Origin of the sequence: Streptomyces sp. NPDC008163 (genome assembly GCF_042956885.1) — a bacterium.
Lineage (GTDB): Bacteria > Actinomycetota > Actinomycetes > Streptomycetales > Streptomycetaceae > Streptomyces > Streptomyces drozdowiczii_A.
The window spans coordinates 543,970-560,491 of sequence record NZ_JBIBHG010000003.1 but is presented as its reverse complement, the minus strand read 5'-3'; the positions used below and the strand labels follow the sequence as shown (position 1 = coordinate 560,491).

Here is a 16,522-nt window from a genome sequence, read left to right as displayed (position 1 = left end):
CGCACGTCCGTGCAGCGCCTGGGCCGCCCCGCGGCCGCACCGTACTGGGAAAGAGAGAAGCACGACATGAGGAGAAGAACGCTGCCGGCCGCTGTGACGGCGGTGCTGGCCGGGCTGCTGATGACCGGATGCGGACAGGGTCTGCTGGCCGGGAGCGACGACAGCGCCGGCCCGCAGGGGCCGATCGTCCTCGGCATGGCGGCCCCGATGTCCGGGACGAGCGCCGACATCGGCCCGTACATGAAGAACGGCGCCCAGCTCGCGGTCGACGAGATCAACGACAAGGGCGGCGTGCTGGGCCGCAAGCTGCGACTGCGGGTCGAGGACGACGCGTGCGACCCGAAGACCGCGGTGGCCGCGGCCGCCAAGCTCGTCACCGCGAAGATCGCCGTGTCCGTCGGCGGGTACTGCTCCGGCGCGACGCTGCCGACCCTGCCCGTCTTCGCCAAGGCCGGCATACCGATGATCATCCCGGCGGCCAACTCCGACGAGCTGTACCAGCAGGGCATCAAGAGCACCTTCCTGATCAATGGCACCGGCACCCAGCAGGCCGACGCGGCACTGGCCCGGATGACGCAGGCGAAGGCCGCCCGGGTCGTCGTGATCGACGACAACACCAGTTACGCCAAGAACATCGCCTCCCTCCTCGGCCCCCGGCTGAAGAAGCGCGGAGGCCCCGAGGAGGCCGCGTCCCTGTCCCTCACCCCCGGCGAGAGCGACTACAGCTCCACCGTGGGCGCGGTGCTGAACGCGAAGCCGGACTTCGTCTACTGGACGGGGTACGACAAGGAGGGCGGTCTCCTCATCCGACAGCTGAGGCGGGCCGGCTACCACGGCAGGATCATGGTGGCGGACGGCGCGGTCAGCGACTCCCTCGCGAAGATCGCCGGGAACGCGAACGCCGAAGGCGTGCTCGCGACCATGACGCAGACCCCCGACACCATCAAGGGCGGCGAGCAGTGGATCGCCGCGTACCGCAAGAAGTTCAACTCCCGCCCCGGCCCCTTCTCCACCCAGTCGTACGACGCCGTACGACTCGCGGCCGAAGCCGTCAAGAGAGCCGGATCCACCGAATCGGGCGCCGTCGTCACCGCGTTGGAGGACATCAAGGGCTTCCCGCTGTTCTCGGGACCGCTGACCTTCACCAAGGAGCACATCCTGTCCAAGGGCGGATTCGTGATCCTCGTGCGGCGCGGCGGCCGGTTCGTCCTCGCCGACGACGAGAAGTAGCCGGCGACCACCATGGTGCAACTCATCTGGGACGGCCTCTTCGTCGGCGCGTTCTACTCACTCATCGCCCTGGGCTACACCCTGGTCTACGGGGTCATCAGGCTGCTCAACTTCGCGCACGGCGACCTCTACATGTTCGGCGCCTATGTCGGACTCTGGCTGCTCAGCGCCCTGGGCACGGTCCCCGCCACCCTCCCGCTGCTCGCCCTCCTCGCCGTACTCGTCGTCGGTTCGCTGGCCACCGGACTCGCCGGAGTGGCGATCGAACGGGTCGCGTACCGCCCGCTGCGCCAGGCACCCAGACTGTCCCTCCTGATCACCGCCGTCGGCGCGTCCTTCGTCGTCGAGTACGGAGTCCGCGTCGCGGCCGGACCCGAACCGCGGGTCTACCCGATGCGCCTCGACGGCCGGGCGCTCACCTTCCTCGGGGCACGCTTCACCCCCCAGCAACTGCTGCTCATGGGCGTCGCCCTCGTCCTGATGCTCGGCCTCGACACCTGGATCAACCGAAGCCGCGACGGCCGGGCCATGCGCGCCGTGGCCCTCGACCAGAAGGCCGCCCGGCTGATGGGCATCGACGTCGACAAGGTCATCTCGCGGGTCTTCTTCGTGGGCTCGGCGCTGGCCGGTGCCGCGGGCGTCATGGCGGGCGTGTTCTACGGGAAGGTCGACTTCCTGATGGGCTTCGTCATCGGTCTGAAGGCGTTCACCGCGGCTGTCATCGGCGGGATCGGCAACCTGAAGGGCACGATGCTCGGCGGTCTGGCCCTCGGCATGCTCGAATCCTTCGGCACCCACTGGCTGGGAGGCGAGTGGCGTGACGTCTTCGCCTTCGGATGCCTCATCGTCCTGCTGAGCGTGCGCCCCACGGGCCTGCTCGGCGCACGTGAGCAGGAGCGCGTATGAACGCCGGGATCCGACGCATCGCCGACCACCGCGCGACCGGTCCCGCGGGACTCGCCGTCGCGGCACTCGCTCCGTTCCTCATCGCCACGCCCTACGCGCTCAACGTCATGACGAGCGCCGCGATCTTCGTGATGCTCGCGGTCGGCCTCAACATCGTGGTCGGCTACTGCGGGCTGCTCGACCTGGGCTTCGTGGCCTTCTTCGCGGTGGGCGCCTACACCAGCGGGATCCTCACCACCAGGTACGGGCTCTCGCTGGTCGAGACGGTCCCGGCCGTCGTCGTGGTGACGCTGCTCGCCGGCATGGTGATCGGGCTGCCCACCCTGCGGCTGCGCAGCGACTACCTCGCCATCGTGACGCTGGGTTTCGGTGAGATCATCCGCATCCTGGCGAACAACCTGGACATCACCGGCGGCCCCTCGGGGATCTACGGAATCCCGGGGCTGTCCGCCTTCGGGACCCGCCTCGACGCCCCGGTGACGCTCTACTACACCGTGCTGGTCCTGGTGGCCGCCGCGGTCGTCCTGGCTGCCCGGCTCGGCAGATCCCGGCTCGGCCGGGCGTGGAGCTTCATCCGCGAGGACGAAGACGCCGCCGAGGCCATGGGCGTGCACACGCACCGGGTCAAGCTCGCCGCGTACAGCGCGGGCGCCGTATGGGGCGGTCTGGCCGGAGTGCTCTTCGCCGCGCAGCTCTCCGCGGTCTCGCCGGAGAGCTTCCGTTTCATCCAGTCCGCCCTGGTGCTGATGGCCGTGGTGCTCGGAGGCATGGGCAGCTCCCGGGGGGTCGTCCTGGGCGCCGTCTGCATCAGCCTGGTGCCCGAACTGCTCCGGGGCGTCGAGGACAACCGGTACTTCGCCTTCGGCGCGGTACTCATCGCCGTCATGGTCTTCCGGCCCGCCGGACTCTGGCCCCGCCCGTCCCGGGAAGGGGATCGCACCGCCCGCCGCTCGCCGACGGGGACCGGGCCCGCACCCGTACCCGTACCCGTAGGAAAGGAGGACGCATCATGACCGGATCCGAGCTGCTCACCCTCGAACAGGTGGAAATCGCGTTCGGCGGCGTCCGGGCCGTGGACGGCGTCGATCTCACGATCGGAGCCGAGGAGATCGTCTCCGTGATCGGGCCCAACGGGGCGGGAAAGACATCGCTGTTCAACTCCGTCACCGGCTTCTACCGGCCGACCGCAGGCCGCATCCGGATCGCCGGGCACGACGTCACGAGGGCCAGGCCCTCGGCCATCGCGGCCCTCGGAGTGTGCCGCACCTTCCAGAACCTGCGGCTGTTCCCGTCGCTTCCGGTTCTGGACAACGTACGGGCCGGCCTCCACCTGCGGGGCGGCCAGAACGTGTGGGACGTACTGCTCCACACCCCGCGCTACCACCGGTCGGAGCGCGCGAACACCGACGAGGCCCACCGCTGGCTGGACTTCGTCGGCCTGCACGAGAGCGTGCCCGGCGCCATTGACCGGGCGGGGGCGGTCAGCCAACTTCCCTACGGGGCACAGCGCCTGGTCGAGATCGCCAGGGCACTGGCCATGCGCCCGCGCCTGTTGCTGCTCGATGAACCCGCCGCCGGACTCAACGCGGCCGAGAAGATCGCGCTCATTGATCTGGTGCACCGCATCCGCGCGCTCGGCACCGCCGTCGTGCTCATCGAGCACGACATGCGGCTGGTCCGCGCGGTCTCGGAGCGCGTGGTCGTCCTCGACTTCGGCAAGAAGATCGCCGACGGCGACCCGGAAGGCGTCTGGAACGATCCGGCCGTCGTCGATGCCTACCTCGGGACCGACCCCGACTACGAGAGCGCGAACACGGACGCGGTTACGGGCACGGGGGCCGGACCGGACGAGACCGCGTCCGACCGTGAGGAGAGCCATGTCTGAGCGCACGCCCGTCCTCGAACTCATCGGCGTCGACGTCCACTACAGCGGGGTCCAGGCCCTGCACGGCCTCACCCTCTCCGTCATGCCCGGCGAGGTGGTCACCCTGCTCGGCGGCAACGGCGCGGGCAAGACGTCCACCCTCTCCGCGATCTCGGGCCTCGAGACCCCGAGCGCCGGACGGATCATCTTCGAGGGCCAGGACATCACCCGTGCCAGACCGCACGACATCGTCGGACGCGGCCTGGTGCACGTACCCGAGGGGCGCAGGGTCTTCAGCCGGCTGACCGTGCACGAGAACCTTCAGCTCGGCGGGTATCTGGTGCGCTCCGCCCAGGAGCTCGCAACACGCCTGGACCGCGTTTGCGCGACCCTGCCCCGACTGGCCGAGCTCCGCGGCCGCGCCGCCGGGAGCCTGTCGGGCGGCGAGCAGCAGATGGTGGCCATCGGCCGGGCGCTGATGGCGGAGCCCCGGCTGCTCATGCTGGACGAGCCGTCGATGGGCCTCGCGCCCGGCATGGTGGCGACCGTGATGGGCCTGATCCGCGACATCAGTGAGCAGGGGACCGCCGTGCTCCTCGTGGAGCAGAACACCCGGGCCGCGATGCGTGTGGCCGACCGCGGCTACGTCCTGGACACCGGGACCTGCGTGGTCGAGGGACCCGTCGCCGAACTGGCCGACGACCCGCGCATCGCCGAGGCATACCTCGGATTCGCCCCGACAGCGGCGGAGGGAACGAAGTGAACCCGGATGCCTCTCCGGATACGAGCGTGAGCGCCGCGGAACTCGGCCCGTTGCCGCACATCGACGCCGCGAACCTCGACCGGCTGATGCCGATGAGCCGGGCCGTCTCCGCCCTGGAGGACATGCTGCGGGCCGGCGTCCTGGACGCGGACGACACGATGCCCCGTACCGCTGCGGACGTCGGCGCAGGTCAACTGCTCTTCATGCCCGCCGAATCCGGTCCGTACGCGGGGGTGAAGCTGGTCTCCGTCGCACCCGGCAACGCGGCACGCGGACTGCCCCGGATCACGGGGCTCTATGTGCTGCTCGACAGCGAGACCCTGCTCCCCAGGGCTCTGCTGGACGGTGCCGCCCTGACCGCGCTGCGCACCCCGGCGGTCTCCGCTCTCGCAGTGGACCGGCTGGCCGTCCCCGAGGCCGCACGCCTCGTGGTGTTCGGCACGGGGCCCCAGGCATGGCGGCACGTCGAGGCCGCCCGCCTCGTCAGGCCGGTCGGCGACGTCGGGGTTGTGGCGCGTGACGCCGGGCGGATCAGCGCCTTCCTGGACCGCTGCCGGGGCGCGGGACTGCGCGCCACGAGGGTAGGTCCCGAAGCGGTGCGCCAGGCCGACATCGTCCTGTGCTGCACCACGGCGCGGGAGCCGCTCTTCCCGGGAAGGCTGGTGCCTGGGCACGCCACCGTGGTGGCCGTCGGCTCGCACGAGCCCGACGCCCGCGAGGTGGACTCGGAACTGGTCCGCCGGTCGACCGTGGTCGTGGAGAGCCGGGGCGCCGCTCTCCGCGAGGCCGGCGACATCGTGCTGCCGGTCTCCGCAGGCGAGTGGAGACCGGAATCCATCGCAGGAGATCTGGCCGAGCTCGTCGCGGGCCGGGTCGGCATCGGCCCAGCCGTACCCCGGCTCTTCAAGAGCGTCGGCATGGCCTGGGAAGACCTGGCAGTGGCGGCAGGGGCCTACGAACGTCTTCGGAAATCCCCGGGACCGACCGCGGGACCGGGGGTGGCCGTACAGCACTGAACGGAAGCGCTGCTGCCGAGGCGCGACGTGCTCGCCTCGTCGCGCTATTGTCGTCCCATGCGTTCCATGATCCTGCCGCCGCCCGTCCGCTAGCGGACGGCGCGCAGACCCACTCCGACCCCGGCCGCACCGCCGCCGGGGCGATGGATGCCGTCCGCTCACCATGCGGCCCCTTCCGGCAATCCATCGTCATGGAGACGTACCAGATGACTTCGCCTGCCTTCACGCCGCTCCGGCGTGGACAGCTTTCCGTTTCAGCCGCCGCCGTCGCGTGGGGAGTCGGCGGCGCGGCAGCCGCCGAACTGTTCCGTACCAGCGGTCTCGGCCCGATGGCCGTGTCCTTCTGGAGGTTCGCCATCGCGGCGGTCATCCTCACCGCCCCGAGGCTCCTCGGCCAGGCTCCCCGCAGGCCGGCCGGATCCACCTGCGGGCCGGCCTCCGTGCTCATGGGAGTCGCCCTGGCGGTGTACCAGACGGCCTACTTCGGCGCTGTCCAGGAGGCAGGACTGGCGCTGGGCACCCTGGTCACACTCGGCATGAGTCCGCTCCTGGTCAGCGTCGGCGCCCATCTCCTCCTGGGCGAACGGCTCAGCAGGCGGGGCACCGCCGCGATCGGACTCGCGCTGATCGGCCTGGTGATTCTGGTCGCGCACCCGGTCGCCGGGCCGCACCCCTTCGCCGGAGTCCTGCTGGCACTGGTCTCGGCCATCGGCTACAGCGCCGTCACGCTGTGGGCCCGCAGGTCGGGTGCCACGAGCGCGAGTCCGGCCACCTGGGGCACGGGAGCCCTTTGTCTCCTGCCGTTCGCCCTGCTCGAAGGTGCCTGGCCGGGTGCCGAGAACGCCGTCGAGTCCGTGACCTGGCTGCTCTTCCTGGGGGTGGTGCCGACGCTGCTGGCCTACCGCTGGTACTTCAACGGTCTGGTCACGGTGCCCAGCACCACCGCAGCGGTTCTCGTGCTCCTCGAACCCGCCACGGCCGCGCTCCTCGCCGTCGCGCTCGGTGAGCGGATCAGCGTCTCGCTCGTCGTCGGCTCGGTCCTGCTGCTGTCGGCCGTCGCCGTACTGGCCCGCGACCGGTCGTGAGCCCGGCGCGCCCGGAGCCGTCGCTCACTGGGGGGTGGCCGGAAGGTACCCGCGCTGTACGGCGTGGACCCCGGCCTGGAGGCGGCTCTGGGCGCCGACGAGCTGCAGCAGGTTGGTCGCGATGCGGCGTACGGTGCGGGTGGAGACACCGAGGCTCGCGGCGATCGCCTCGTCCGTACGGCCCTGAGCCATCTGCCGCAGCACTTCGGCCTGTTGGGCGGTGAGCTTGCCGGGGGCCCGGTCCGGCAGCGCGTTGAGCGGTCTGGACGCCTGCCAGACCTGTTCGAACAGGCTCCGCAGCAGGGAGAGCACTCCCGGGTTCGTCACGACGAGTGCGCCGCGTGCCGTGTCGCCGGTGTCGGCCGCGATAAGCGCGGTCAGCCCGTCGTGAATGATGAAGCGGTTGGGGAGCGTCGGGGCCGTGCGTATTGTGGCTCCGAGGCTTTCAAGCCACTGGGCATGATCCATGGTGGCGCGATCCCGGCGAATACTGTCCAGGTAAACGGTCCGCATCTGCACACCGCGTCCCAGCACTCGGACATTCAATGGCCGGGAAGCATGCATGTTTTCGGCCGTCTGCGGACCGCCGGGAGCAAAGGTGAGGAACTCTTCCCGCACCCGGCTGTGGACGGTCACGATGTAACTGCGGATCGCGTCGATTCCGTCGAGGTATTGAACTCCGCCACTCGAAGCGGACTGTTTCTGGGCGTAGTACGCGACCAGTTCGGCGGCGGCGGCCTGGGCTTCCTCGACCTGCTGCTGGCGTGCGACCAGTTCCGCCTGCTGCCGCGCGAGCAGCGCCTCCAGACCGAGCAGCGGGTGCACGGCCTGTACGCGGGGACCCTCGCCCGGGGAGATGCTCACCAGTGCCAGCTCGCTCAGCCGGTCCAGGCAGGCTTGCACGGCGGTGACCGGCAGCTCCAACTCCGCGGCCCATTGCTGAACGTCGCCACTCGGATGGGACAGAAGCAGGCGATAAACCGATTCGGTTATCGAGTCGATTCCAAGTTCAATCAACACGTGAGGCCCCCCAAGGCTCGCCGAGCGCGGGCCGCGGGCCCGACGAGGGGCAAGAGTAACCGCCGGGCGCGCTCCGGTTGACGACATCAGGACTCCATCTCACGAAATGAGATGCGACTGCCTTCGCTTGCCGGGAGCGGTCCGGCGCGGTCTCCCGGGGCGCGATTCAGCGGGCTGATCTCGATGCCGGCCGGTCGGGGCAATTCACCCATGACAGATCGGTCGTGCATTTCGCTTCGCCGGCACCTCACCTCGCTCCTTTCGCATACCGGAAAGCGGAGGGGCCCAGTACGACCCCACTCCACGACGCGCGGCAATCCACCCTGAGCGACCCGCGCGAGGTCGTGCGGGCGAGCTGTGCCCGGATCTCCGCCGGGCGCCCCGGCGCCGGGCTCGGCCTTGCGGGCCGGCCGAGCCCGGCAAGGTCCACCCCGGCGCTGTGACATCTCGTGACAGGTGAGAGGGTCGGACGGGTGAGCGAGACACCACCGAACACCCTGCAATACCGCTTCGACGGCCCCGAGGACGCGCCGGTCCTGGTCATCGGCCCCTCACTGGGTACCACCTGGCACATGTGGGACCGCCAGATACCCGAGCTCACCCGGCACTGGAGAGTCTTCCGGTACGACCTCCCCGGGCACGGCGGCGCCCCCGCCCGGCCCGCGACCGCCGTGGCGGAGCTGGGGGACCGGCTCCTCGCCACGCTCGACGGGGTCGGGGTCCAGCGGTTCGGGTACGTGGGGTGCTCCATCGGCGGGGCGATCGGCGCGGACCTGGCGCTGCGGCACCCGCACCGGGTGGCGGCGCTCGCCCTGGTGGCCTCCTCCGCCCGGTTCGGCAGCGCCGACGAGTTCCGGCAGCGCGGCGTCATCGTCCGTACGAACGGCCTGGAGCCCATGGCGCGCACCGCGCCCGAGCGCTGGTTCACGCCCGCCTTCGCCGCCGCGCAGCCCGCCATCGTGGAGTGGGCCGTCCAGATGGTGCGGACCACCGACCCGGGGTGCTACATCGCCGCCTGCGAGGCCCTGGCCGCGTTCGACGTCCGTACGGAACTGAGCCGCATCCCCGTCCCCACGCTCGTCGTGGTCGGGGCGGAGGACCGGGTCACCGGGCCCGGCGACGCCCGCACCCTGGTCGCCGGGATACCGGACGCCCGGCTCGCCCTGGTGCCCGGGGCCTCGCACCTGGCGCCCGTCGAGCAGCCCGGGGCGGTCACCGACCTCCTGCTCACCCACTTCTCCGCCGCCTGGCAGGACACCCAGGCGGCCATCCCGATGCCGGACTCCGTGCCCCGGCTCTCCGCCCCCGTCCAGCCCGTCGCGGAGATCGCCCCCGCCGGACCGGCCCCCGAGGCGGCGGCCGGCGGGCGCCCCGACCCGTACGCGCCCGGCATGCGGCTGCGGCGCGAGGTGCTGGGTGACGCCCAGGTCGACGGGGTCATGGCCGCCGCCGACGACTTCACCGAGGACTTCCAGGAGCTGGTCACCCGGTACGCCTGGGGCGAGGTCTGGACCAGGGAAGGGCTCGACCGGCGCACCCGCTCCACCGTCACCCTCACCGCACTCGTCGCCTCCGGGCGGATGGAGAGCCTGGCCGCACACACCAGGGCCGCCCTGCGCAACGGACTCACCCCCACCGAGATCCGTGAGGTGCTGATGCAGACCGCCGTGTACTGCGGGGTTCCGGCCGCGAGCGCCGCCTTCACGATCGCGCAGTCGGTGATTCGGGCGGAAACGACGCCGCCCGCGTAGCAGGATGGAGCCATGAGCAGCCATACCGGGAACACCGCGCCGACCCTGACCAAGCAGTCGCACTCCTGCATCCGCCTGGAGAAGGACGGGCGCACGCTCGTCATCGACCCGGGCGGCTTCTCGGAGGGCGACGCGGCGATCGGCGCCGAGGCGATCCTCGTGACGCACGAGCACCCCGACCACTTCGACGAGGGGCGGATCCGGGCCGGTCTCGAAGCCGACCCGGAGGCCCGGGTCTGGACCCTGCGCAGCGTCGCGGAGCGGCTGAGCGCGGCCTTCCCGGGGCGCGTCCACACGGTCGGCCACGGTGACACCTTCTCGGCCGCCGGGTTCGACATCGAGGTGCACGGAGAACTGCACGCGGTGATCCACCCGGACATCCCGCGCGTCACCAACATCGGCTTCCTCGCCGACGGCCAGGTCTTCCACCCCGGCGACGCCCTGACGGTGCCCGGCCGGGCCGTCGACACGCTCCTGCTCCCGGTGATGGCCCCGTGGAACAAGATCTCCGAGGTCATCGACTACGTGCGCGAAGTGAAGCCGCGCCGCGCGATCGACATCCACGACGCGCTCCTCACCGACCTGGCCCGGCCGATCTACGACCGGCAGATCGGCGAGCTGGGCGGCTCCGACCACGGCCGGATGACACCGGGCGACTCGACGGCCCTGTGACGGCCGCCGCCCCGGCGGCTGTCAGTGGCAGGCGTTAGGTTTACGTACATGCGCATCGCCACCTGGAACGTCAACTCGATCACCGCCCGCCTGCCGAGGCTGCTGGCCTGGCTGGAGAGCAGCGGCACCGACGTGCTGTGCCTCCAGGAGACCAAGTGCACCGCCGAGCAGTTCCCCGCCGAGGCGCTCCGCGAGGCGGGCTACGAGTCCGCGGTCAACGCCAACGGGCGGTGGAACGGGGTCGCGCTGATCTCCCGCGCCGGCCTCTCCGACGTGGTGCTCGGGCTGCCCGACGGGCCGGCCTACGAGACCGCGCAGGAGCCCCGCGCGATCAGCGCGACCTGCGGCCCGGTGCGCCTGTGGTCGGTGTACGTGCCCAACGGCCGCGAGGTCGCCCATGAGCACTACGCGTACAAGCTGCGCTGGCTGGAGGCGCTGCGCAAGGCGGTGGCCGCCGACGCCGCCGGTGCGGCCCCCTTCGCCGTGCTCGGCGACTTCAACGTGGCCCCGACCGACGAGGACGTCTGGGACCCGGCGCTCTTCGAGGGGGCCACGCATGTCACGCTCGCCGAGCGCGAGGCCTTGGCCGCGCTGCGCGACGAGGGCCTGTCCGACGTGATGCCCCGCCCCCTGAAGTACGACCGCCCGTACACCTTCTGGGACTACCGCGAGCTGCGCTTCCCGAAGAACAAGGGCATGCGCATCGACCTCGTCTACGGCAACGACCCCTTCACCGCGGCCGTGCGGGACAGCTACGTGGACCGCGAGGAGCGCAAGGGCAAGGGTGCCTCCGACCACGCCCCGGTGGTCGTCGACCTCGACCTCTGAGCCGCCCCGGCACCCGCGTTCCGTGAACGCACGGTGACCGTGTGGTGTTCGGCACTCGAACGACAGGCCGCGCGCCCTGTGGTGCGCGGGTGCGCCGGGATGCGATTCTGATCGGATGAAGATCCCCTTCTTGGACAACTGGCGTAAACGTCACGACGGGACGCGGGAGGCGGGGCTCGCGGGGGTCGCCGACGCCGATCCGGACGGCGTGGCCGAACTGCTCGCCGAATGCGAGCTGCTCCGGGTCCGGGTGGGGGAGCGCGGCATCGAACTGGACGACAGCCCCGCCTCGTTGACGGCCCTCGACCAGTTGGTGCCGCGCTGGCGCGACGACCCGGAGGAGCTGCCCTGGCTGGGCAACGACGCCGGGCTCTACCTCGGTACGGTCCTGGTGCGCAATGTCGCCGGGGCGCACTGGCACATCTGGCCGAGCGGTCAGCCCGTCGTGCGGCTGGCCTCGGGCCGCGAGATCGACGTGGTCGAGGCGGGCCTCGACTGGGCGATGTCCGGCAGCCCCGAGCTGTCCCAGGTGTACGCCGAGTCCGCCGAGGGCTGACCCGCCGCGCGACGAACCGCGCGAAGCGATAAGAATCCTTTTGCCCCATTGGTGCGTGTCGGTCGAGAAGTCCCTTGCCGGGCTGGTTAGTTTGCGCTGACCTCGACCGAGCGACAAGTGGGTAGGGCAGCGTATGGCCGTCGATCCGTTGATCGAGCTGCGAGACGTCAACAAGCACTACGGAAAGTTGCACGTACTGCAGGACATCAATCTCACCGTCGGCCGCGGGGAGGTGGTGGTGGTCATCGGCCCGTCCGGCTCCGGGAAGTCGACGCTCTGCCGGGCGGTCAACCGGCTGGAGACCATCGAGTCGGGCCACATCACCATCGACGGCAAACCCCTCCCCGAGGAGGGCCGGGGGCTGGCCCAGCTGAGGGCCGAAGTCGGCATGGTCTTCCAGTCGTTCAACCTCTTCGCGCACAAGACCGTCCTCGCCAACGTCTCCCTGGCCCAGGTCAAGGTGCGCAAGCGGAAGAAGGACGAGGCGGACCAGCGCTCCCGTGAACTCCTGGACCGGGTGGGGCTCGCCGCGCACGCCGACAAGTTCCCCGCCCAGCTCTCCGGCGGCCAGCAGCAGCGCGTCGCCATCGCCCGCGCCCTCGCCATGGACCCCAAGGCGCTCCTGTTCGACGAGCCGACGTCGGCGCTCGATCCGGAGATGATCAACGAAGTCCTTGAAGTGATGCGGCAGCTCGCCCGCGAGGGCATGACCATGGTCGTCGTCACCCACGAGATGGGCTTCGCCCGCTCCGCCGCCAACCGGGTCGTCTTCATGGCCGACGGCTGCATCGTGGAGGACCGCACTCCGGAGGACTTCTTCACCTCCCCGGAGAGCGACCGGGCCAAGGACTTCCTGTCCAAGATCCTCAAGCACTGACGGGAGGCCCTGAGTTGCGTACGAGGAAACTACTGGCCGTCTGTGCCGGCCTCCTGCTCGCCCTCTTCGCCGCCGCCTGCGGCAAGGAGGGCAGCCCGCCGGTCAAGGGCCCGAAGGCCGACCAACTGCCCGTCTACCAGGTGGACAAGGGCTTCCGGCTGCCGGACTCCCGGACCTGGCGGAACGCGAAGAAGCGCGGCTACCTCCGGGTGGGCGCCAAGGAGGACCAGCCCTACCTGGGCGAGAAGGACCCGGCCACCGGTGTCTACTCCGGCTTCGACATCGAGATCGCCCGCATGATGTCCGCGTCGCTGGGCTTCGACCCGAAGACGATCCGCTTCAAGACGATCGCCTCCGCCAACCGCGAGACCGCCCTGCAGAACGGGCAGATCGACTACTACGTCGGCACCTACACCATCAACGACATGCGCAAGAAGCTCGTCGGGTTCGCCGGTCCCTATTACATGGCGGGCCAGGGCCTCCTGGTGCGCACCGACGAGGACGACATCCACGGACCGCAGGACCTGGCCGGCAAGACGGTCTGCTCGGCCGCGGGCTCGACCCCGTACCAGCGGATCGCCGCCGACTATCCGAAGGCGAAGCTGGTCGCGTACGACACGTACTCGATCTGTGTCGACAACCTGCTGACGTTCCAGGTCGACGTCGTCACCACCGACGACGCGATCCTGCTGGGGTTCGCCGCCAAGGCGCCCGACGAGATGAAGGTCGTCGGCAAGCCCTTCTCCGAGGAGCCGTACGGCATCGGAGTCCCGCGCGGCGACAACGCGCTGCGCTTCGCGCTCGACGACGCGCTGGAGGCGAACGAGAAGAACGGCAACTGGAAGAAGGCGTTCGAGGCGACCCTCGGCCTGTCCGGCGCGCCCGCGCCCAAGCCGCCGCCCATCGACCGCTACCCGGCGAACTGAGAGGACGGCCCGCACCCATGGACGTACTCACCGACAACTTCTCGCTCTACGGCAAGGGCTTCCTCGGCACCCTCGAACTCACCGTCTACGCCTCGATCCTGGCCCTGGTCCTCGGCTTCGTCATGGCCTCCTTCCGGGTGGCGCCCGTCGGCTCGCTCCGGGTGTTCGGCACCGTGTGGGTGACGGTCCTGCGCAACACCCCGCTCACCCTGCTCTTCTTCGCCGTGCTCCTCGGCCTGCCCCGCTTCGGGCTCGTCCTGCCGTTCAACGTGTTCGCGATCATCGCGCTGGGCTGCTACACCTCCGCCTTCATCTGCGAGGTGCTGCGCTCCGGCATCAACACCGTGCCCACCGGGCAGGGCGAGGCGGCCCGGAGCCTCGGGATGACCTTCGGACAGAGCCTCGGCTCCATCGTGCTGCCGCAGGCGTTCCGCTCGGTGATCCCGCCGATCGGCTCGACGCTCATCGCGCTCGCCAAGAACTCGGCGATCGCCGGGGCGTTCAGCGTCACCGAACTCCTCGGCACCTACAAGACCCTCAACGAGCTGGGATACAGCATCATCTGGACCTTCGTGTGGATCGCCGTGGGGTACCTGATCATCACCCTCGCCATCAGCGCGCTCTTCCACGTCATGGAAAAGCGCTGGGGAGTCGCCCGATGACCGCCCACACCGCACCCACCGCCAACGCCCTCTACGACATCCCGGGACCGCACACCCGCAAACGGCACCGCCTCTACGGAATCGTGTCGACGGTCCTCATCCTCGCCCTGATCGGCTGGGTGATCTATCTCCTCTTCGACACCGACCAGTTCACCGCCGCCAAGTGGACGCCCTTCGAGTACAAGGGCATCCAGGAACTCCTGCTGCGCGGACTCGGCAACACCCTCAAGGCGTTCGCGTACGCCGCCGTCCTCTCCCTGGCCCTCGGCGCCGTCCTCGCGGTCGGGCGGCTGTCCGAACACCGGCCGGTGCGCTGGGTGTCGACGGTCCTCGTCGAGTTCTTCCGCGCCATGCCCGTCCTGGTGATGATCTTCTTCATCTTCGTGGCGCTGAAGGTGCAGCCGCTGCCCGCGCTGGTCGCCGGACTGACGCTCTACAACGGCTCGGTGCTCGCCGAGGTGTTCCGTACCGGCATCAACTCCGTGGAGCGCGGCCAGCGCGAGGCGGCCTACGCGCTGGGCATGCGGAAGACGCAGGTCACCACCTTCGTCCTGGCGCCGCAGGCGATCCGCGCGATGCTGCCCACCATCATCAGCCAGCTGGTGGTGGCCCTGAAGGACACCTCGCTCGGCTACCTCATCACGTACGAGGAATTCCTCCACGCGGGCAAGCTCATCGCCTCCAATTTGGACTACGATCTGCCTTTCATCCCCGTGGTGATGGTGATCTCACCGATCTACATCGGGATGTGCATGCTGCTCTCCTGGTTCGCCACCTGGGTGGCGAGGCGGCAACGGCGCAATCCGAAGACGGAGGCGGTGGGCGTCGGCCCGGCACAGCCCGGCACGCTGATGCCGGGAGGGCGGTAGAAGGACGGGAGCGGGGTCCGCCCGGCAGCAGCCGGTGATCACTTCTCGCACGCGGGAAGAAGGTCAGCTGCGCGCCGGCGGACCGGTCAGCCGAGGGCGCTCCTCGTCTGCCACTCGTCCCACGAGACGTTCCACGCCCCGTAGCCGTTGCCCTCCGCGACCGTGCCCTTGGTCTCCGCGCCCGTGATCTCGAACGGGTCACCGACGTGGGCCTGCCGGTAGAGGGCAGCGGCGTTCGCGTCGCTCATCCCGACACACCCCGAACTATGGTTCGCCACACCGAAGTACGCCGCGTTCCACGGAGCGGCGTGGGCGTACATGCCCGACCAGGTCAGCCGCATCGAGTAGTCGACCATCTTGTCGTAGGTGTGGCCCAGGCCCACCGTCTCGGAGCGCATGTTGATCGTGCCCTCCTTCGCCATCAGCACGGCCGTCCCCCGCCACGACCGCTTGTCGCCGCCCGGGGTGCCGCCCGACACCGGCACGTCCATGACCGTCCGGCCGTCCCGCTGCAGCGCCAGCCGGTGCCGGTCCAGGTCCACCTTCACCACCTGGCTCGCGCCCACCGTGAAGGTCGTCGCGTAGTCCCGTACGAAGAAGCCGCCGCCCTGGCCCGAGTCGACGCCGTTCAGCTCGGCGTCGAGCGTGATGCGAGTCCCGGACTTCCAGTAGTCCTTCGGGCGCCAGTCGACGCGGTCGCGGCCCGAGTAGTCGCGCAGCCAGCCCCAGGAGCCCTCGGTGTGGTTCGAGGTGGAGACCTTGAGGGCCTTCTCGACGGCCGCCTTGTCCTTGACCGGGTTGTCGAACACGATCGACAGCGGCTGCGCGATGCCCACCGTCGTGTTCTTGCCCGGCGCCAGCGTCAGCTTGTTCACCTTGTCGGCCGCCTTCGTCGTGAACGAGGCCGTGTCAGTGCCGCCCGAGGTGTCGTGCGCCTCCACGCGGTACGCGGTGCCGGGCGCCGCCGCCCGGTCGGACGTCCAGGTCCGCCCGTCGGCGGAAATCCGGCCGCTGAGCGTGCCGTCCTTACCGGCCGAGACGGTCACCTCATTCAGCTTCCCGTCCGCCAGGGTCACCGTCACCGGCTTCCCCGCGGCGGCCGATGTGCCGTGCAGGTTCACCGAGATGGAGGGCGGTGCCGCCTTCGAGGGAGCGGAGTCACCGTTCTTGTCCGACGCGGCGGCGCCGCCGGAACAGGCCGTGAGGGTGACGCCGAGCACCGCGCAGCCGGCGATCAGCGCGAGGCGGGCGGGGCGCTGCGGGCGCGCCGGTATCAGGAATGCGGGAATCAACGGAAAACCTCCAGGGCCGTACTCGGTCATCGGTGAAGAGGAACGCACCGGAGCCTAAGTTCCGTAAATCTGCGGAAAAGCAGGAATTCCCTGTGTGACGGGAAGCGCAGCGCAACGGTCATCGTCCGGTCACATTCGGCGCGCGGACCCGTCACGGACCGCTGTGAGCATCCTGTGCAGCCCCGCAGAGCAGACCGCGGGGCCC

At 70.2% G+C, this 16,522-nt stretch carries 17 protein-coding genes; 15 read left to right on the top strand and 2 right to left on the bottom strand.

What is annotated here, in order from left to right; genetic code table 11:
• Window positions 1-66 precede the first annotated feature (66 nt).
• The 7 genes from ACFZAT_RS10410 to ACFZAT_RS10380 all read left to right on the top strand — a co-directional run bounded on the left by ACFZAT_RS10410 (window position 67) and on the right by ACFZAT_RS10380 (window position 6,864).
• Complete coding sequence (locus ACFZAT_RS10410) at window positions 67-1,230, top strand: ABC transporter substrate-binding protein (protein WP_391262693.1); 1,164 nt, start codon at window positions 67-69, stop codon at window positions 1,228-1,230.
• Between the two features lie 12 nt (window positions 1,231-1,242).
• Complete coding sequence (locus ACFZAT_RS10405) at window positions 1,243-2,136, top strand: branched-chain amino acid ABC transporter permease (protein ID WP_391262691.1); 894 nt, start codon at window positions 1,243-1,245, stop codon at window positions 2,134-2,136.
• Window positions 2,133-3,149: a branched-chain amino acid ABC transporter permease gene (locus tag ACFZAT_RS10400; protein WP_391262689.1), complete on the top strand. Its 1,017-nt coding sequence runs from the start codon at window positions 2,133-2,135 to the stop codon at window positions 3,147-3,149. Before ACFZAT_RS10405 ends, ACFZAT_RS10400 begins: the two co-directional genes overlap by 4 nt.
• Window positions 3,146-4,021 (top strand): ATP-binding cassette domain-containing protein, encoded by an 876-nt coding sequence (locus tag ACFZAT_RS10395; RefSeq protein ID WP_391262687.1) that lies wholly within the window; start codon window positions 3,146-3,148, stop codon window positions 4,019-4,021. The genes ACFZAT_RS10400 and ACFZAT_RS10395 overlap by 4 nt, the downstream gene beginning before the upstream one ends.
• A complete protein-coding gene (locus ACFZAT_RS10390; RefSeq protein ID WP_391262685.1) occupies window positions 4,014-4,763 on the top strand; it encodes an ATP-binding cassette domain-containing protein in 750 nt (249 codons plus the stop codon). The genes ACFZAT_RS10395 and ACFZAT_RS10390 overlap by 8 nt, the downstream gene beginning before the upstream one ends.
• Before the next feature lie 26 nt (window positions 4,764-4,789).
• Window positions 4,790-5,779: an ornithine cyclodeaminase family protein gene (locus tag ACFZAT_RS10385; RefSeq protein ID WP_391262683.1), complete on the top strand. Its 990-nt coding sequence runs from the start codon at window positions 4,790-4,792 to the stop codon at window positions 5,777-5,779.
• Window positions 5,780-5,985: 206 nt separating this feature from the next.
• A complete protein-coding gene (locus ACFZAT_RS10380; protein ID WP_391262681.1) occupies window positions 5,986-6,864 on the top strand; it encodes an EamA family transporter in 879 nt (292 codons plus the stop codon).
• 24 nt (window positions 6,865-6,888) lie between these two features.
• On the opposite strand, the gene ACFZAT_RS10375 is transcribed toward ACFZAT_RS10380, so the two are convergent.
• Window positions 6,889-7,884, bottom strand: a complete 996-nt coding sequence (locus ACFZAT_RS10375) for a LuxR C-terminal-related transcriptional regulator (protein ID WP_391262679.1) — start codon at window positions 7,882-7,884, stop codon at window positions 6,889-6,891.
• 473 nt (window positions 7,885-8,357) lie between these two features.
• Here ACFZAT_RS10375 and ACFZAT_RS10370 point away from each other — a divergent pair, with 473 nt between their 5' ends.
• From ACFZAT_RS10370 to ACFZAT_RS10335, 8 genes are all read left to right on the top strand, one after another.
• Window positions 8,358-9,635: an alpha/beta fold hydrolase gene (locus ACFZAT_RS10370; protein ID WP_391262677.1), complete on the top strand. Its 1,278-nt coding sequence runs from the start codon at window positions 8,358-8,360 to the stop codon at window positions 9,633-9,635.
• Window positions 9,636-9,647: 12 nt separating this feature from the next.
• On the top strand, window positions 9,648-10,307 hold the full coding sequence (locus tag ACFZAT_RS10365; RefSeq protein ID WP_391262675.1) for an MBL fold metallo-hydrolase: 660 nt from the start codon (window positions 9,648-9,650) through the stop codon (window positions 10,305-10,307).
• Between the two features lie 48 nt (window positions 10,308-10,355).
• Window positions 10,356-11,135, top strand: coding sequence for an exodeoxyribonuclease III (locus tag ACFZAT_RS10360; RefSeq protein ID WP_391262673.1), 780 nt, complete (start codon window positions 10,356-10,358; stop codon window positions 11,133-11,135).
• A gap of 115 nt (window positions 11,136-11,250) precedes the next feature.
• Complete coding sequence (locus ACFZAT_RS10355) at window positions 11,251-11,691, top strand: DUF6278 family protein (protein ID WP_391262671.1); 441 nt, start codon at window positions 11,251-11,253, stop codon at window positions 11,689-11,691.
• A 133-nt stretch (window positions 11,692-11,824) separates the two neighbouring features.
• On the top strand, window positions 11,825-12,568 hold the full coding sequence (locus tag ACFZAT_RS10350; RefSeq protein ID WP_391262670.1) for an ATP-binding cassette domain-containing protein: 744 nt from the start codon (window positions 11,825-11,827) through the stop codon (window positions 12,566-12,568).
• A gap of 14 nt (window positions 12,569-12,582) precedes the next feature.
• Window positions 12,583-13,494 (top strand): transporter substrate-binding domain-containing protein, encoded by a 912-nt coding sequence (locus ACFZAT_RS10345; protein ID WP_391262668.1) that lies wholly within the window; start codon window positions 12,583-12,585, stop codon window positions 13,492-13,494.
• A 17-nt stretch (window positions 13,495-13,511) separates the two neighbouring features.
• On the top strand, window positions 13,512-14,156 hold the full coding sequence (locus tag ACFZAT_RS10340; protein ID WP_073965914.1) for an amino acid ABC transporter permease: 645 nt from the start codon (window positions 13,512-13,514) through the stop codon (window positions 14,154-14,156).
• A complete protein-coding gene (locus ACFZAT_RS10335; RefSeq protein ID WP_391262665.1) occupies window positions 14,153-15,025 on the top strand; it encodes an ABC transporter permease subunit in 873 nt (290 codons plus the stop codon). The genes ACFZAT_RS10340 and ACFZAT_RS10335 overlap by 4 nt, the downstream gene beginning before the upstream one ends.
• Window positions 15,026-15,111: 86 nt before the next feature.
• Here the strand turns inward: ACFZAT_RS10335 and ACFZAT_RS10330 are convergent, their stop codons facing one another.
• The gene (locus tag ACFZAT_RS10330) at window positions 15,112-16,317 is read right to left on the bottom strand and encodes an Ig-like domain-containing protein (RefSeq protein ID WP_391262664.1); all 1,206 of its coding nucleotides are present in this window, start codon (window positions 16,315-16,317) and stop codon (window positions 15,112-15,114) included.
• Window positions 16,318-16,522: the final 205 nt, after the last annotated feature.

Bases quoted from the DNA above. Each gene is read 5' to 3' on its own strand.
- ACFZAT_RS10355 (WP_391262671.1), top strand. From the start codon at position 11,251: ATGAAGATCCCCTTCTTGGACAACTGGCGTAAACGTCACGACGGGACG.
- ACFZAT_RS10350 (WP_391262670.1), top strand. From the start codon at position 11,825: ATGGCCGTCGATCCGTTGATCGAGCTGCGAGACGTCAACAAGCACTAC.
- ACFZAT_RS10365 (WP_391262675.1), top strand. From the start codon at position 9,648: ATGAGCAGCCATACCGGGAACACCGCGCCGACCCTGACCAAGCAGTCG.
- ACFZAT_RS10390 (WP_391262685.1), top strand. From the start codon at position 4,014: ATGTCTGAGCGCACGCCCGTCCTCGAACTCATCGGCGTCGACGTCCAC.
- ACFZAT_RS10410 (WP_391262693.1), top strand. From the start codon at position 67: ATGAGGAGAAGAACGCTGCCGGCCGCTGTGACGGCGGTGCTGGCCGGG.
- ACFZAT_RS10340 (WP_073965914.1), top strand. From the start codon at position 13,512: ATGGACGTACTCACCGACAACTTCTCGCTCTACGGCAAGGGCTTCCTC.
- ACFZAT_RS10380 (WP_391262681.1), top strand. From the start codon at position 5,986: ATGACTTCGCCTGCCTTCACGCCGCTCCGGCGTGGACAGCTTTCCGTT.
- ACFZAT_RS10360 (WP_391262673.1), top strand. From the start codon at position 10,356: ATGCGCATCGCCACCTGGAACGTCAACTCGATCACCGCCCGCCTGCCG.
- ACFZAT_RS10335 (WP_391262665.1), top strand. From the start codon at position 14,153: ATGACCGCCCACACCGCACCCACCGCCAACGCCCTCTACGACATCCCG.
- ACFZAT_RS10405 (WP_391262691.1), top strand. From the start codon at position 1,243: ATGGTGCAACTCATCTGGGACGGCCTCTTCGTCGGCGCGTTCTACTCA.
- ACFZAT_RS10395 (WP_391262687.1), top strand. From the start codon at position 3,146: ATGACCGGATCCGAGCTGCTCACCCTCGAACAGGTGGAAATCGCGTTC.
- ACFZAT_RS10400 (WP_391262689.1), top strand. From the start codon at position 2,133: ATGAACGCCGGGATCCGACGCATCGCCGACCACCGCGCGACCGGTCCC.